Here is a 16,436-nt window from a genome sequence, read left to right as displayed (position 1 = left end):
ATGAATCTTGAATTACACAGTAACAGGTTTTTAGTCTGCCGCCCCGACCGTCTTGGTGATGTAACTCTTTCTACTCCGTTTGCCTCGGTTCTCAAGAACGCTTTTCCTGAAAGTGAGGTATACTATTTAGTAAGGGAGCAGACGGCTGCTGTGTTTGAGAATAATCCTTATGTGGATAAAATACTGTTTTTTGAGTCCAAAAATAAAAAATCAGAGACGATTTTTACGCTGGCAAAACAACTCAGGCCTTTAGGGATTACACATGCTTTTCAATTAATTCCGAATGAGCAGATAACCTATGCAATGTTCCTTGCAGGAATTCCGTATCGCTCGGGGGTCGGAAATAAACTCTTCCAGTTTCTCACCAATACTAAAAGTGTCTACCGGAGGAAATATGAGCAGTCCAGAAATGAAGGGGATTACTGTCTTGATCATTTAAGAAAAATTGGAATACCTGTTGAGAACCCTCTGCCGCGTATTTATCTGAGTGATGCTGAAAAAAAGATTATTGCCGAAAAAAAGGCAGCGCTTGGGACAGGTAAAAAAGCCATTGTAGGTGTGCATGTAACCAGCGGCAACTCAGCACCCAATCTGAAACCGGAGGAGTATCAGTTACTCCTGGAAAAACTCTCCGGTTACGGAGATCTGGCTGTTGTGAATACAGATCTGGAAAAAGTATCCGGGATGAAGGATCTTCCCGAAGTTGATTATATTAACAGAGGAACAACGCTCCGTGAGTCAATCCTTAATTACGCTGCGTTAGACTGGCTAATCTCTGCGAGCACCGGGCCGATGCATGTTTCAGCGGCACTTGGAGTAAGGACTCTTTCACTGTTTTGCCCGTTACCTGCCTGTCAGCCAGCTCTGTGGGGACCGATGAATCCTGCAGCAAGATTTATTCTGCCCGATGAAGGTTACTGCGCAAGAGAGTGTCCCGGTGATCCCCATATCTGTACCTTTTCAGGAAAAGGCGGTATAGATGCTGAGAGGGTTGCAGACATACTCAGGCAGCAGATTGTGTGAGAATTCTTTTCGCTCCAAATGCATTTAAGGAATCTCTGAGTGCCCGTACCATCAGCGGTATACTCTTTAATAATTTCAATGCCTTAGCCCCACACCACCAGTATCAGCAATTTCCCATTTCAGACGGCGGTGACGGGTTTATTGATGTCCTGGCATTCCATAAGGGAATTACTAAATCCAGAATTAATGCTCAGCTTATAAATGGTACTTTTGGAGATGCGGAATATCTTTTTGATGAGCAATCGGGAGTACTTTTTACAGAGTCGGCTTCGCTTATAGGTCTAAAACTGATCCCTGCTCCCCAACGGGACGTATTCACTTATGACTCCCGCTGTCTGGGAGCATTCATAAAAAGAGTATGTAAGGTCTTAGAGGTATCAGGTAAACAGGTAAACAAGGTGGTAATTGGAGTGGGGGGGACAGCCACAATTGACCTTGGTTTGGGAGCATCTTTGGTTCTTGCAGGCCATAATCTTACTAAACCAATACTAAGAACAGACTCTGCTGAGGTTGCACAACTGCTTAAAATTAAAGAACTTGGATGCCCTCATATAGAACTTGTATTGGATGTTAAAGTGGCAGTCATGGGTCAGGAAGATATGGTCACAGAGTTCGGAGCACAGAAAGGTCTGAAACAGGAACAAACTGAGATGCTCAGACACCAATTGAATGAACTGGTTGGCTCCCTTGAAGCTACCACAGGAAAAGAATACAGGAGCAAGGCTATGGGAGCAGGGGGAGGACTGGCTGTCGGATTGGATGCCTTGCATGAGATTTCGCTTTCTCATTCGGCAGAGTTTGTCTGGGAATTCCTTGACCTGAAATCCTTTCTTCCAAATACAGACCTGGTTATAACAACAGAAGGAAAATTAGACCGCACAAGTCTTCTGAATAAATCAGTTTCAGTTATAGAGTCAAAATGCCTGGAACACAGGAAGCCTCTTATCATCATTTGTGGCTCAGCCGAAGAGGAAGTGAAACATTATCTGACGGGCAGGGGCACCAAAATTTTTGAGTTAGCCGGGTTTTTTGGAGGCAGTATTCAGGAATCAATTCTGCATGCAGAGCTCGGTCTACAAAAATGTGTCAAAGCAATTTATGCCGGACTGAAATAGGGGCATTTTGGCTATTTTTGTAAGTTACTATTTCCCATTTTTGTGTGAATAATGAAAGAATATCTAGATTTAGTCCGTCTTGTAATTGAGCAGGGGGAAAGAAAATATTCCCGTACAGGGGTTGATACGCTGTCCTATTTTTCTGCTCATTACAGAGTAGATCTTGCCAAAGGGTTTCCCTTACTGACAACCAAAAAAATGGAATGGAAATCACTTCTCCATGAGGTTTTGTGGTATCTTTCCGGTGATGACCATATCAGAAATCTCAGGCAGCACACCAAGATCTGGGATGCCTGGGCTGATGAAAACGGTAAACTGGAAACAGCATACGGCTACTACTGGCGAAAATTCCCCAGTGCCAAAAAAAATGACAAAGGGGAGTGGGAGGTCAGGGAAGTTGACCAGATCCGTTACGTAATTGACGAGATTAAAAATAAGCCCTATTCAAGACGGCTTGTTGTATCTGCATGGGAACCGGGGAATGCCACTACAAGCAAACTTCCGCCCTGCCATTATACCTTTGTTTTTAATGTCGCCAACGGAAAACTGAATACTCATCTCACACAGAGATCTGGAGATATCGCTCTCGGGATTCCTTTCAACCTTGCGGCTTATTCCATCTTGACGCAGATTATTGCCCAGGAGACAAATCTTGAATTAGGGTATTTTTCTCACACCATTGTTGATGCGCACATTTACATAGCCGACAAAGGAACCGGCACAGAAAAATATGATCACCTTGAAGGGCTAAAAAAACAGCTCGAACGGGAACCTCTTCCGCTGCCCAGGCTGGTAATAAAGAAAAAGCCGATTGATGAACTAACCTTTGAAGATTTTGAACTGGTTGGCTATCAGAGCCATGACCGGATCAGATTCGAAGTAGCAGTCTGACAAGTAATATATAAATCTGCTTTGAAAATTCTGTTAGTAAACCTGTGTCTGTCCCTGATTGTTTTTCTGTCCTCAGAAATCAGCGCACAGGAATACACACTAAGTCAAATAGATAATGAATCAGGTCTTCCAAGTAATCTGACAAAATCAATCGGAGCCGATTCACGAGGGCTTATCTGGATTGCAACCGACGGGGGTCTCATCCGTTTTAACGGCAGAGATTTTGAGAATTTCCAGTTTAAGTTCAATACAAGGTTTATCAAGGATTTACGGAGCAACGGTCAGGGGGGAATGTATGTTTCCTCAGACGAAGGAATAGGCATTGTAGGGCATAAAGGATACAATCCTGACTTTAAGATGATTTTGCAGTCATCTTCTGCTTTTTCTGAGACAGAACTGCATTATCCGAAGGAGATTTATCCTGATAGTAAAGGGGCACTCTGGATATCCGATATCGGAGGAGTGAGCAAATGGGAAAATGGAATATTCAGAAAGTACAGTTTTAATTTTACCTATCATTCAAACAGTTTCTTCAAGTCTTTTGGTTTAGGGGAGGCAAATGGTAATCTGTATATAACTTCATGGCAGGGCTATCTGTTTTATTATGACAGTGTGAAAGACAGCATGATACTCCTCTCATTGCCAAAAATGAATCAGGGTAAAATAACACATGCGTTTTATTGCACGGGGGATTCCTTATTTCTCGGTCAGTCAGACGGACTCTATCTGCTCAGAATTAATAATCTCCACCAGATATTCTCCACGGTAAAACTTTCATCAGTAAGCAGTGTATCAACCGTCTCCCGGGATCATAACGGAAACATCTGGTTTGGAACGTATAATGACGGTATTTATAAAATCGGCAAATACGGAGTTACTGACTTTGGCAAAGATTTTATCCGGCTCAGGGGGATTTCGGTAAAAGATTTTTTTATTGATAAGGACAACAGTGTCTGGATTTGTTCGGATGATGGTATATTCATTCTTCAGGAGAGGTTTTTCAGAAATGTTGATTTATCAGGTGTAACTGCTCAGAAAAGGGGAGCAATTAAACATATATTCAGCAATGCGGCAGGAAAAGTTTTTTTCTATGATAATGAAGGTGTGTTTTTAGTTAATAAATCAGCTGAAGGGTATAAAGCGAAAAAGATTTTCAGCCGGCCGGGGAAATCCATCCTTTATGCTGTCCCATCCGGAGAAGAAGAATTGTGGATTTCTTTTACCGATCAGCAGTTAATTAAAACTTCTCTGAGATCGGGCGCGAATATTGCTTCACAAAAGCTTCCGGATGATCATTTTTATTCACTGTTTACCGACAGCAGGGGGAGATTATGGTCATATCTGGCGAGAAACAGATCCGTTGCTGTGATTGACAGAAATAATTCCATAAAAGTTTTTCCCATTCCGTTTAATGATGTTTTTTATGTGAATGAATTCGCCGAGACAGAAAAAGGTGAGATACTTGTTGCCGGCAATGCAAAGAATAATTTTGTGTTCAGGTTTGATGAAAAAACAGAAACATTTTACTCCGTCTCCGCCCAATTTAAGCATGATTACAAGAGCGTACAGGCACTGGACATTGATGCAAAGCAGGGGAAAATTATGCTTGCTACAGACAGGGGAATAATGGAGATAGACAACCGTCTTACAGGAATAACAAGAGTCGGAAAATCAACGGAATATGTTGCTTCCACAATACTTGCAACTGAAGGGAGAGGACTCTGGATTGGTTCGGAACAGGGGATTCATGTTTTTTTCAGTAATGACTCAATTAAATTTGACCGGTTCAGCGGACTGCAAAGTTCCTCAATAGTACGGGGAGGAATTCTTGAAGCCGCTGATGGAGACATATATACTGCAAATGTAAACGGGGTGGCTGTGTTAAGCAGTAAAAACCTTGTCTTAAGAAAATCCATCACCCCGGTTATTCTGGGCATCAGCTACCGGGAGGATGAGGAAGAGATCAGTATAGATGAGCAGTCTGAATTTCCGATCGGAAGCGGAGTCGGATTTAGTTTCAGTTCTCCGCTTTTTCCATCAGATAAAGTACGCTACCGTGTAAAGTTGAAAGGCGGGGATCAGACGGACTGGGTTTTCCCTAAGATTCAGGGAATGTATTATTTACCCAATCTCCAGGCAGGGAATTATACTATCTATATCTCCGCAAAAGAATCCGGAAAACTCTGGAGTGAGCCATTGGTTTACTCATTCTCAATTACTCATTCCTGGTACACTTCACCTTTAGCAATAATTCTTGGATCTTTTTTACTTATCGGGGTCATTGTTTCCGGAATCAATCTTTTCGTTAACTTCCGTATTAAAAGACTGGAAGAAGGCAGGATAACTCTCGAGAAGAAGGTTGAAGAAAGAACTAAAGCTCTTCTAGAGGCTAAAAAAGAAGCAGAGAAGCTGCTTAATGATACAATAAAGTCTAAAAATGAAGTTGAGTTTGTTAATGAACAGATTAAAAAACTGCTCGGCATCGCTGCTCATGATTTAAAGAGCCCACTTCAGTCAATATTAGGGCTGTCACATCTGATTCAGGAAGAACAGGAAATTGATCCTGCTAAAGAATATGCACAGGTTATCGCTGATGCTGCCAATAAAATGATTCTCCAGATTAATGACCTGCTTGAGACGGCTGTATTTGATACCGCAACAGCGGAGTTAACCAGGGAGATTTTTGATATGAGGGAGATTATTTATGAGGTGGCGGAAAATAACCGCACCAGAGCGGAGCAAAAACATCAGAAAATTCTGGTAACGGCTAAAGAAGAATTGCCGGTAAATTCATCCCGTGACTGGCTTCGCCGTGCGCTCGATAATCTTGTTAACAATGCTGTTAAATATTCGCCTCAGAATAAAAATATAGCTCTTAAAGCCTGGAAAGACCGCCATACTATATATCTCAGCGTATCCGATGATGGTCCCGGTTTTAATTCAGGGGATATAAAGAATCTTTTTGTACGTTTCAGAAGACTCTCTGCTAAACCAACGGGAGGAGAAAGTTCAACCGGTCTTGGGCTAGCTCTGGTTAAAGAAATGCTAACAGCTCTTGGAGGAGAAATATCATTAAGTCAAAGCAGTTCGGGCGGTGCTGAATTCACCATCAGACTCAATCTGCATAAGGAATCTCTTTGAGCATGAAGATAATCATCATAGCTGCTGTTGCTCAGAATAATGTGATTGGCAAATCTAACGGTGACCTTCCGTGGCATCTGCCGGAGGACTTCAAACACTTTAAGGCAACTACATTAGGTTTTCCGGTAATAATGGGCAGAAAAACATTTGCCGCACTTGGTAAACCGCTCAAAAACCGGATTAATATCGTTATTACCCACAGAATGGAACTCCTGCCATCTTCGGAGGGGATTACGATTGTGCATTCACTTGAAGAGGCTTATGCTAAAGCTGAGGAAGCCGGTCAGGAAAAAGCTTTTATTATTGGCGGAGGAGAAATATATAAACAGTCTGTTCATAGCGCAGATATGCTCATCCTGTCACATTTACACTTTAACGCGGAAGGAGAAGTGTATTTCCCGGAATTTGACCGCAGTGAGTGGAATATTATTCAGACTGATGAAAGGGAACAGTTTACCATTACTTATTATGAAAGAAAGGTAAAACCTGTTGAGTAAAATCACCATTCTCCCTGAAAATCTGTCAAAAAAGATTGCAGCCGGTGAAGTTGTCCAGCGGCCTGAATCAGTTGTGAAAGAATTAATGGAAAACTCCATTGACGCTCATGCATCCAGAATTGAACTTCTGATAAAACGTGCAGGCAAGCAGCTTATTCAGGTTATTGATGACGGCGAAGGAATGAGTGAAGAAGATGCAATTCTCTGCATACAGAAACATGCAACCAGTAAACTGAAAACAGAAAATGACCTGGATGCTATTAAAACTTTGGGATTCAGAGGGGAAGCACTTTCGGCAGTTAGTGCGGTTGCACAGGTGGAAATAAAAACCCAGACTGCGGGAGATCTTATAGGCACCAGTCTAAGAATTGATGAGCAGGGAGAAATATTTCTGGAAAAAGGGTCATTTGCACGCGGCACATCTATTTCAGTTAAAAATCTGTTTTATAATGTGCCTGCAAGAAGGAATTTCCTTAAGACTGACACGACCGAACTGAAACACATAGTTGAGACGTTCAACCGGCTTGCTCTCGGATATCCGGAAATTCATTTTAAGCTCTATATTGATGATGATCTGGCTCTGGATTTCACTCCCTGCACACTTGCGGAAAGAATGGATCAGGTATTCATAGACAAAGTTTCTGATGCGGTGATTCCGGTAAAAGAAGTCACTGATTACATTACTCTCACGGGATATATTGGCAAACCCTTCCTGCTGAAGAAAAATAAAGGCGATCAGTATCTTTTTCTAAACAGGCGTTTTGTTATTTCACGGCAGATGAATCATGCTGTTTTTTCAGCGTATGAAAATGTGATGGAAAAAGGGGAGTATCCTTTTTTTGTTCTTTTTCTTGAAGTTGATTACTCCAAAGTGGATGTAAATGTTCATCCGTCCAAGCTGGAAATACGGTTTGACAATGAAAAGGATATTTATACTTTTATTCTTGCTGTTGTAAGAAAAAGTCTGAGTAACTTTGATTTGGTACCAAGCGCCGGATTCACGAAGCCCCTGGGCGAAACTGAAAGAATAGGAATAGACAATTATATACCCGTTGATAAAAATGATTTCAGTGACAGACCTGCAGCACCGAGACAGGAAAGGGATTTTAGCCAGCCACGCCAGTCCTCACCACTAAGCGAAAAAGAAATTGATTTACTATTCGGCAGGATTGATAAAGAACTTGAAAGTTCTCCGGCGCGTGAGTCATTCAGGGAAATTCAGCAGGGGATTAATTCCCCCCGGCCTGCTGATCCTGTACGGCCGCAGAGTCAGGGAAGCGGTGAAAAACTTAGCGGTGGTTTTATCGTTCAGCTAAGTAATAAATATATTCTTGCTCAGGTAAAAAGCGGTCTGATGATTATTGACCAGCATGCAGCAGATGAACGAATCCGCTATGAAGAAGCTTTGAATCTATTTAAAATCAGTTCTCCCTTTTCACAACTGCTGGTATTTCATAAAACACTTCAGATGAACCCCGGAGATTTTGCACTTGCCAGGGAACTTTCCGGTTACCTGGAGCGGCTTGGATTTGCGATTAAATTCTTCAGCGGAAATACTGCAGTTATTGAGGGTGTGCCTCCGGTGGTAAAAGAAGGTGAGGAAGATAAAACCTTACTCAATATTCTGGCGGAATATTACCGTAATCAGCAGGAAAAAAAGGTGCTGGATGTAACTGATAACCTCGCCAAGTCTTACTCCTGTCATACAGCAATCAGAACGGGGGATAAACTCAACGAATCTGAAATGAGAGCTTTGATAGACCGGCTTTTCGCTACTGAAATGCCCTATGTCTGTCCGCATGGCAGACCAATAATAATGAAAATCTCAATTGAAGAATTTGACCGCCGGTTTGGCAGGACATAGATGCCGTTTACCGAAGAGCAGTTTTTTATTCCCGGTCCGCTTCTTAACTTTGCAACAATTATTTAAGAGGAATTAATGACAAATCACGATTATTTCAAGAAAAAAGAGGCCTTTGACAAAAAGCTTGATGCCTCAAAAGATATTGGGCTGAAATGGACAACCGTTTCGGGTGAAAAAATTGATCCGTTTTATGGTCCTGACCGCCTTGAAGGATTTGATTATTTACGTGATCTAGGATTCCCGGGAGAATTCCCTTTTACCCGCGGAATTCATCCTAACGGCTATCGCGGTAAACTCTGGACGATGAGGCAATTCGCGGGTTTTGGCACCCCTGAAGACACCAATCAGAGGTTTCATTATCTCCTAAACCATGGACAAACAGGATTGTCCGTGGCATTTGATCTCCCGACTCTGATGGGCTGGGATGCTGACGCTCCTTTGAGCGCAGGTGAAGTAGGTATTTGCGGAGTTTCTATCTCCTCCCTGGATGATATGGAAATTCTCTTTGACAAAATTCCGTTGGAAAAAGTATCAACTTCAATGACCATCAATTCACCCGCAGCAATGATTTTTGCTTTCTATCTGGCTGTGGCGCAGAAGCAGGGTGTTGATTTTAAAAATCTGCGGGGAACTCTTCAGAATGATATTCTTAAAGAATATATCGCTCAGAAGGAATATATTTACCCTCCGCGTCCCTCAATGAGAATTATTATTGACATGATCGAATACTGCACGAATGAAGTACCGCAATGGAACCCGGTGTCAGTAAGCGGATATCACATTCGTGAGGCAGGATCAACCGCGGCTCAGGAACTGGCCTATACTCTGGCTGATGGATTTGCGTATATAGAAGCAGCGATCGAGCGGGGAATACCTGTTGATGATTTCGCGCCGCGAATCTCATTCTTTTTCAATTCGCATCTTGACTTTTTTGAAGAGATTGCAAAATTCCGTGCCGCTAAACGTATTTACGCAAAAAGGATGAAAGACCGTTATGGGGCTAAAAGTCCGCGATCATGGTGGATGCGTTTCCATACACAAACGGCAGGATGCACGTTAACCGCTCAGCAGCCGGAAAATAATATCGTCAGAACCGCTTTCCAGGCTCTTGCGGCAGTTTTAGGAGGTACTCAATCACTTCATACCAATTCAATGGATGAAACTCTTGCGCTTCCAAGTGAAAAAGCCGTTAAGATTGCATTGCGTACACAGCAGTTAATTGCTTTTGAGACAGGAGTTATTAATACCGTTGATCCTCTCGGCGGCAGTTATTTTGTTGAGGCACTGACAGATAAAATGGAAAAACAGGCGGAAGAAATTTTCGCTGAAATTGATGCACTTGGCGGTGTTATTGAAGCCATTGAAACCGGCTATTTCCAGAAGCAGATTGCTGATGCAGCTTATCACTATCAGAAAGAAGTTGATAAAAAAGAGAAAATTATCGTAGGTGTAAACGAATTTGTTGAACAGGATGAAAAGGTAGAAATTCCGATTCTGACCGTCTCAAAAGAAGTTGAAAAGAAGCAGGTTGACCGGCTCCGGGCCATGAAAGCATCCCGTAACCAGGAAGCAGTAGAGCGCTCAATGCAGGAAATAAGAAGCGCTGCTCTTGACGGTAAGAACCTCATGCCTGTTTTTGTGGATGCTGCAAGAAACTATGTAACACTTGGTGAAATGGTGGAAGAACTCCGTGAAGTATTCGGAGTATATCAGGAAACAGCGATTTTCTGATCAGAATGCACCGGTTACTTCTCCACATCTTTTTCTTGTCGTTGTGGGTTGCCGGCTGCAGTTCAAAGTATAATGATGCAGAAAAGCAGCCGCTTGTGATTGTTGATTCATTTGAAGTATGGCACAACCTTATGCCGGGGGGTGAACCGGCTCTCCATTTTACCTCATTAGTAAGAGTAGAACAGAAATTGTCTTACAGCACTGATTCAGTGCGGATAGATAAAGTTTTACTGTACCTTAATGAGAAGGAAACCGCTATGTTCAAAACAACCGTGAGTGATATAACCGGAGAATATCCTGACAGTACAAAAGGAAAATGGAATATATACCGGATATCTTCCGCTCAGGGTTATCAGGGATTTGAGGCAGATGTATATGATGGTTACACAGCAGTTATTACTATCTCCGGTGCATTTGGTGAGGTATCCGTCAGGCGAACCGGGATTTCTGTTCTGAAGGTCTATTAGATGGCACAGGATAGTGTTTTTCTAATCGCTTTGATACTTATGAGCGGTTTTTTTTCCGGCTCAGAAATGTCATATATTATTTCCAACCGTATCAAACTTGAACTGCGTGCGGGAACACGTTCTTTTACTGCAAGAAGTTCGAAATTCTTTTTTGATCACCCGGAGGTTTTCTTTTCGACAGTACTGATCGGGAATAACATTGTTAATATTGCTTTTGCTTCCGTGAGTGCTGTGGTGCTTGTTACGGCTTTCGGTTTAAGTGAATGGCAGGTACTCGTTGTTTCAACACTGGTACTCTTACTGTTTGGAGAACTCATTCCAAAGTATCTCGCGGGTGAAGTTCCTCATACCATGTATTATTGGTTTTCATCGCCGCTAAAAATGATTTCCATTGTGTTCTCACCTCTGGTTACCTTTACTGCAAAAGTCTCCCGTAAGGTTATTGGACAGGCTGATGATACTTCCAAAAATGTTATGGGGAGAGATGATATAATGCTTTTGGTTCGGGAATCACTGGCACAGCAAAATCAGGATGATCAGCAGTCGCGGATTATAAAGAGAATTTTTGAATTGAAGGAGACCCGTGTTTATGAGGTCATGAGACCCAGGACCGAAATTGCAGGGGTTGAACTTGATACACAACTTGAAATAGTATTAAAAAAGTTTGCTCAGACCGGATTCTCCAAACTTCCTGTATTCGTTGATACGCTTGATGATATAAAAGGCATTGTATATGCATTTGATCTTTTTACCAATCCGGCCAGCCTTTCGGATGTGATAAGGGAGGTTGTATTTGTCCCGGAAACAAAATCCTGCATCGAACTTCTCAATGAGATGATGGCTGAAAAATACAGTATGGCTATTGTAATTGATGAATTTGGGGGCACAGCAGGTCTTGTTACCCTGGAGGATGTTCTGGAGGAAATGTTTGGTGAAATAAGGGATGAGTACGATACTGAAAATTCGGTTCTTAAAAAGCTGAAGGAAGATACATTCCTAATGAGCGGAAACGTTGAACTTGATCACATTACAGAAAAGTTCGGAATTTCTTTTCCTGCGGGGGATTATACAACGTTATCAGGCTTTATTACCTCTTCAACCGGCAGGATACCTGAGCAGGGAGAAATTTTGAAAATCGGACATTTGCAGTTTAGCATTGTTAAAGCTAATAAGGTAAGGATTGAATTTGCACGTCTTAGGATAATTGAGGATTAATGCCGGATAAATATATTATTGTGTTTGACGGAGTATGCAATTTTTGCAATTTCTGGGTGAACTTTATTATTGACCGGGATAAAAATGACCTTTTCCGGTTTGCCTCAATTCAGAGTGAAACGGGAACTCAGATAGCTAATGAGGCAGGAATTGATGCTTCTGATCCGGATTCATTTATTTTGAAATATAAGGGGAAATATTACACCCGCTCAACCGCCGGTCTGATTGTTGCCAAAGGACTCGGGCTCCCGCTCAGCCTTCTTTATCCGTTTATTGTGTTTCCTCAATGGCTGCGGGATAGAGGGTATAATCTGATAGCCCGGAACAGATATAAACTCTTCGGTAAATCAGAGACCTGCCGGCTTCCGTCACCCGAAGAGAGGGCCAAATTCCTCTAATGGGGAGGGGTTCATTCCTTGTCTGACAGGGTAAAATAGCGTAACTTTAAAGTTCAATTTTTTCAAGGTACTATTGCTGGAATTTGTTCTCGAGGCTGAGGATAAGGAAACTAAAGCGAGAGCTGGTTACTTTATCACAGACCATGGAAAGGTACACACGCCCATTTTTATGCCAGTGGGCACCCAGGCAACCGTGAAGGCTGTAAGCAACCGGAACCTTGAAGAAGAGATTAATGCTGAAATAATCCTTGGTAACACCTATCATCTCTATCTCAGGCCCGGAACAGAGGTTTTACAGAAGTTCGGAGGCATGAGAGGACTTATGAACTGGAAAAGGCCAATTCTTACCGACAGCGGTGGATTTCAGGTTTTCAGTCTGGCAACGCTAAGGAAGATTACCAAAGAGGGTGTAACCTTTAAGTCCCATATTGACGGATCGAAGCATTTTTTTACTCCTGAATCGGTGATCGGCATTCAACGCTCCATCGGGTCAGATATCATGATGGTTCTGGATGAATGTACTCCTTATCCGTGCGAGTACAACTACGCACGGAAATCAACGGACCTGACCTCAGCCTGGGCGATCCGTAATTTTGAGGCATTTCAGAAGAGTGAAGAACTTTACGGGCACAAGCAGCATCTTTTCGGCATTATCCAGGGAAGTGTATATAAGGATCTCCGTGAGCAGAGTGCAAAGGAAATTACGGAAATACCTTTTGACGGCTATGCCATTGGCGGACTGGCTGTTGGTGAACCAACGGACGAAATGTATGAAATGGTTGATTTTACGACCGACTTTATGCCAAGAACGAGGCCTCGCTATCTAATGGGTGTAGGAAGACCGGAGAATATTCTAGAGGCAGTTGAGCGCGGAATAGATATGTTTGACTGCGTTATGCCAACGCGGAATGCCCGGAATGCATATCTGTTCACAAGCAGGGGCATCATACAGATGAAAAATGCACGTTTTAAGGATGACCCTGAGCCTTTGGATCCGGAATGCAGATGTTACACATGCAGGAATTTTTCGAGGGCTTATCTAAGGCATCTTTTTGTAGCTAAAGAACTGCTTTCATACGAACTGGCATCCGTGCATAACTTAAGTTTTTATCTTGCACTTGTCCGCGAAGCACGGCAAAATATTCTCAGGGGAACCTATAAAGAATGGAAAACGCGTAAAGCGGCAATTGTATCAGGTTTTTATAACAATAATCATTAAGGTATATACTCTATGAAAATACTTATCGCCCAGCAGGCACAGGATCCAACCGGAAATCTTATCAGCACCATCGTGATGTTCGGTGCTATCTTCGCCATTTTTTACTTTATGGTCATGAGACCTCAGCAGAAAAGAGCAAAAGAAAGAGAAAAAATGCTTGCCAATGTTCAGAAAGGTGATAAAGTAGTTACCAGCGGCGGACTGCATGGCACAGTTGCAGGGATGGAAGATAACATCATCATTCTTCAGGTGAGTGATAATGTTAAACTGAAATTTGAAAAAGCAGCCATTACCACGGTACTCAGTAAATAATTTTCCGGCAGATCATGTTCAGCAGTATAGAAGACGCAATTATTGAATTACGGAATGGGAGAACCATCATCATTATTGATGATGAAGACCGTGAGAACGAAGGGGATTTTGTCTGTGCTGCTGAACTGATCACTTCTGAAACAGTTAATTTCATGATAACAGAGGGGAAAGGGCTCCTCTGCGTTGCCGCTGCAGACACGGTTCTGGACAGCATTGGTATTCCGCTTATGGTTGGAAGTAACTCTGCGTTGCATGGCACTCAGTTTACTGTTTCTGTTGATCTGAAAAAGGAAACAACGACCGGTATATCTGCCGCAGACCGGGCCGCAACTATCCGACAACTTGCTAACCCTGCCGCTGCAAGGGAGGATTTCGGTATTCCGGGACACATTTTTCCGCTAAGGGCGGCCGGATATGGAGTTCTTAAAAGATCCGGACACACTGAAGCTGTAGTAGATTTGTGCCGTCTTGCCGGCCTTCAGCCGGTGGGAGCCTTATGTGAAATACTGAACCACGACGGTTCAATGGCACGCACACCGGAACTTCTTAAAATCGCTGAAAGGTTCGGCCTTAAAGTCATCACCGTTCATCAGCTTTTTGAACATCGCCTCCGTACGGAATCAATCATAAAGAAATTGCTTGATTTAAAACTGCCTACTGAATTTGGTACTTTTCAGGTACACTTATATAAGTCACTGCTTGAGGAGAGAGAACATCTGGCGTTTGTAAAAGGGGATATATCCGGTAATGAACCCGTACTTACAAGAATTCACTCTGAATGTCTGACAGGAGATGTTTTTCATTCGATGAAGTGTGACTGTCAGCAGCAGCTTCAGAAGTCGTTTGATGTAATCAATGAGACAGGAAGGGGAGTACTTATCTATCTGCGGCAGGAGGGCAGAGGGATTGGTCTGGTTAACAAACTTCTTGCGTATAAACTTCAGGAAGAGGGGAAAGATACTGTTGAGGCCAATCTTGCTTTAGGATTTAAGGCTGATGAAAGGAATTATGCTTCTGCAGCACAAATCCTTAAAGAACTGGGCGTTAAAAGCGTTAATCTGCTTACCAATAATCCGGACAAGATTAAAGCTTTACAAAAATTTGATCTTAATTTACATCAAAGGATCCCGCTTGAGATAGTGCCTAATTCAGTGAACATCAACTATCTTCGCACAAAGAGGGATAAGATGGGGCACCTCATTTTACAGGAAGAATTCCAGGACAAAGCAACATGAAAAAGTATTTGCTGTTCTTTTTTGTTCTCCTCTTTTCACTCTCTGTATTCCCTCAGAAGAAAAAAGTTATGGTTGCCAGAATTGACGGAACCATTGACCTGGGGCTTGCACCATTTGTGCAGAGGGTAATTAATGAAGCTGAAGAAAAAAATTATAACGCGGTAATTTTTGAAATCAATACCTTTGGCGGGAGAGTGGACGCTGCCACACAAATAAAAGATGCAATAGTGGAAAGTGATATACTCACTATCGCCTTTGTAAACAAGCGTGCTATATCTGCCGGAGCGCTGATCTCTATTTCCTGTAAAAAGATTGCGATGGCAAAGGGCTCCTCCATCGGCGCTACAACTGTGGTTGATGAAGGGGGCAACAAGGTGTCGGAAAAATATCAATCTTATATGCGGGGTGAGATGAGAGCAACTGCTGAAAGAAACGGCAGAAGGACTGATATAGCCGAGGGAATGGTGGATGAGCGGGTTGTGGTGCCAGGACTGGTAGACAGTACACAACTTATCACTCTCACTACAGACGAAGCAATCAAATGGGGTTATTGTGACACGGTGGCCAATAATCTGAAAGAAGTGCTAGCGGCATTCGATCTTAAGGGTGCGACCGTCACTTATGCAGCAGTTAACTGGGCTGAAGAGGTCGTTCGATTTATCAATCACCCGGTAATCTCTTCATTACTTATCATGCTCGGGCTGGTGGGTCTTTTTACTGAAATTAAAACTCCCGGCTGGGGTATTGCGGGTACAATTGGAATACTCGCGCTCGCAATTTTCTTTGGTACCTCATTCATCCTGCAGCTTGCGAGCAGTATAGAAATTATACTGTTTATTGTGGGAGTAATACTTTTGGCTATGGAAATATTTGTCGTCCCGGGATTTGGCTTCACGGGAATAGGAGGTATCGTGCTGATTATTGGTTCAATATTCTTTTCGCTTTTTGACGGCGAAGGTTATTATGATTGGGATATACTTAATGTGGCAATCATTCAGCTCGCAGGTGCGTTAATTGGAGGGTTGATTCTTATACTTATTATATTCAAGTATCTTCCGAAATCAAAAACTTTTGACCAGTTTGTACATCACATTGAAGAAAAAGCTGATAAGGGATTCACTTCCGGAGGTGACTACACTCATCTCGTAGGTATGGAGGCGGTTACGGTAACAGATCACAGACCAGCCGGGGCAATCAAAATCGGAGATCAGAAATATGATTCAATTTCAGATGGTGAATATATTGAGAAGAATAAGGCTGTAAAGGTTGTGAGAACCGAAGGGGTTAAAATCGTAATTAAACTGATTTCTTAGTTATTCAGAAAAAGA

Annotated in this window: 14 protein-coding genes; all 14 read left to right on the top strand. The window is 42.5% G+C overall.

Features of this window, described 5'->3' with window-relative positions; genetic code table 11:
* The 14 genes from HRU80_11710 (at position 1) to HRU80_11645 (ending at position 16,421) form a co-directional block, all read left to right on the top strand.
* On the top strand, positions 1-1,023 hold the full coding sequence (locus HRU80_11710; protein QOJ29502.1) for a glycosyltransferase family 9 protein: 1,023 nt from the start codon (positions 1-3) through the stop codon (positions 1,021-1,023).
* The gene (locus HRU80_11705) at positions 1,020-2,138 is read left to right on the top strand and encodes a glycerate kinase (GenBank protein ID QOJ29501.1); all 1,119 of its coding nucleotides are present in this window, start codon (positions 1,020-1,022) and stop codon (positions 2,136-2,138) included. Before HRU80_11710 ends, HRU80_11705 begins: the two co-directional genes overlap by 4 nt.
* A gap of 51 nt (positions 2,139-2,189) precedes the next feature.
* Positions 2,190-3,029, top strand: a complete 840-nt coding sequence (gene thyA, locus HRU80_11700; GenBank protein ID QOJ29500.1) for a thymidylate synthase — start codon at positions 2,190-2,192, stop codon at positions 3,027-3,029.
* A gap of 21 nt (positions 3,030-3,050) precedes the next feature.
* Positions 3,051-6,170: a hypothetical protein gene (locus HRU80_11695; GenBank protein ID QOJ29499.1), complete on the top strand. Its 3,120-nt coding sequence runs from the start codon at positions 3,051-3,053 to the stop codon at positions 6,168-6,170.
* Between the two features lie 2 nt (positions 6,171-6,172).
* Positions 6,173-6,667 (top strand): dihydrofolate reductase, encoded by a 495-nt coding sequence (locus HRU80_11690; protein QOJ30539.1) that lies wholly within the window; start codon positions 6,173-6,175, stop codon positions 6,665-6,667.
* Positions 6,657-8,531, top strand: a complete 1,875-nt coding sequence (gene mutL, locus HRU80_11685; protein ID QOJ30538.1) for a DNA mismatch repair endonuclease MutL — start codon at positions 6,657-6,659, stop codon at positions 8,529-8,531. The genes HRU80_11690 and mutL overlap by 11 nt, the downstream gene beginning before the upstream one ends.
* 75 nt (positions 8,532-8,606) lie before the next feature.
* A complete protein-coding gene (locus HRU80_11680) occupies positions 8,607-10,262 on the top strand; it encodes a methylmalonyl-CoA mutase family protein (protein ID QOJ29498.1) in 1,656 nt (551 codons plus the stop codon).
* A 5-nt stretch (positions 10,263-10,267) separates the two neighbouring features.
* Positions 10,268-10,729 carry a hypothetical protein gene (locus HRU80_11675; GenBank protein ID QOJ29497.1) on the top strand — a complete coding sequence of 154 codons (462 nt, stop codon included), beginning with the start codon at positions 10,268-10,270 and terminating at the stop codon, positions 10,727-10,729.
* Complete coding sequence (locus HRU80_11670) at positions 10,730-11,944, top strand: HlyC/CorC family transporter (protein ID QOJ29496.1); 1,215 nt, start codon at positions 10,730-10,732, stop codon at positions 11,942-11,944.
* The gene (locus HRU80_11665; protein ID QOJ29495.1) at positions 11,944-12,342 is read left to right on the top strand and encodes a thiol-disulfide oxidoreductase DCC family protein; all 399 of its coding nucleotides are present in this window, start codon (positions 11,944-11,946) and stop codon (positions 12,340-12,342) included. Before HRU80_11670 ends, HRU80_11665 begins: the two co-directional genes overlap by 1 nt.
* A gap of 76 nt (positions 12,343-12,418) precedes the next feature.
* Positions 12,419-13,561, top strand: a complete 1,143-nt coding sequence (gene tgt / locus HRU80_11660; protein QOJ30537.1) for a tRNA guanosine(34) transglycosylase Tgt — start codon at positions 12,419-12,421, stop codon at positions 13,559-13,561.
* Between the two features lie 12 nt (positions 13,562-13,573).
* A complete protein-coding gene (gene yajC / locus HRU80_11655; GenBank protein ID QOJ29494.1) occupies positions 13,574-13,873 on the top strand; it encodes a preprotein translocase subunit YajC in 300 nt (99 codons plus the stop codon).
* Between the two features lie 14 nt (positions 13,874-13,887).
* The gene (locus HRU80_11650) at positions 13,888-15,108 is read left to right on the top strand and encodes a bifunctional 3,4-dihydroxy-2-butanone-4-phosphate synthase/GTP cyclohydrolase II (GenBank protein ID QOJ29493.1); all 1,221 of its coding nucleotides are present in this window, start codon (positions 13,888-13,890) and stop codon (positions 15,106-15,108) included.
* Positions 15,105-16,421, top strand: a complete 1,317-nt coding sequence (locus tag HRU80_11645; protein ID QOJ29492.1) for a nodulation protein NfeD — start codon at positions 15,105-15,107, stop codon at positions 16,419-16,421. Before HRU80_11650 ends, HRU80_11645 begins: the two co-directional genes overlap by 4 nt.
* Positions 16,422-16,436: the final 15 nt, after the last annotated feature.

This window comes from Ignavibacteriales bacterium (genome assembly GCA_015709675.1).
GTDB lineage: Bacteria > Bacteroidota > Ignavibacteria > Ignavibacteriales > Ignavibacteriaceae > H2-BAC3.
Note: the sequence above shows the minus strand (reverse complement) of the source record. Positions and strands in the feature narration are given on the sequence as shown.

Coding starts and splice junctions, on each gene's coding strand:
- HRU80_11680 (QOJ29498.1), top strand. CDS start 8,607: ATGACAAATCACGATTATTTCAAGAAAAAAGAGGCCTTTGACAAAAAG.
- HRU80_11645 (QOJ29492.1), top strand. CDS start 15,105: ATGAAAAAGTATTTGCTGTTCTTTTTTGTTCTCCTCTTTTCACTCTCT.
- thyA (QOJ29500.1), top strand. CDS start 2,190: ATGAAAGAATATCTAGATTTAGTCCGTCTTGTAATTGAGCAGGGGGAA.
- yajC (QOJ29494.1), top strand. CDS start 13,574: ATGAAAATACTTATCGCCCAGCAGGCACAGGATCCAACCGGAAATCTT.
- HRU80_11690 (QOJ30539.1), top strand. CDS start 6,173: ATGAAGATAATCATCATAGCTGCTGTTGCTCAGAATAATGTGATTGGC.
- HRU80_11675 (QOJ29497.1), top strand. CDS start 10,268: ATGCACCGGTTACTTCTCCACATCTTTTTCTTGTCGTTGTGGGTTGCC.
- HRU80_11665 (QOJ29495.1), top strand. CDS start 11,944: ATGCCGGATAAATATATTATTGTGTTTGACGGAGTATGCAATTTTTGC.
- HRU80_11710 (QOJ29502.1), top strand. CDS start 1: ATGAATCTTGAATTACACAGTAACAGGTTTTTAGTCTGCCGCCCCGAC.
- HRU80_11650 (QOJ29493.1), top strand. CDS start 13,888: ATGTTCAGCAGTATAGAAGACGCAATTATTGAATTACGGAATGGGAGA.
- HRU80_11670 (QOJ29496.1), top strand. CDS start 10,730: ATGGCACAGGATAGTGTTTTTCTAATCGCTTTGATACTTATGAGCGGT.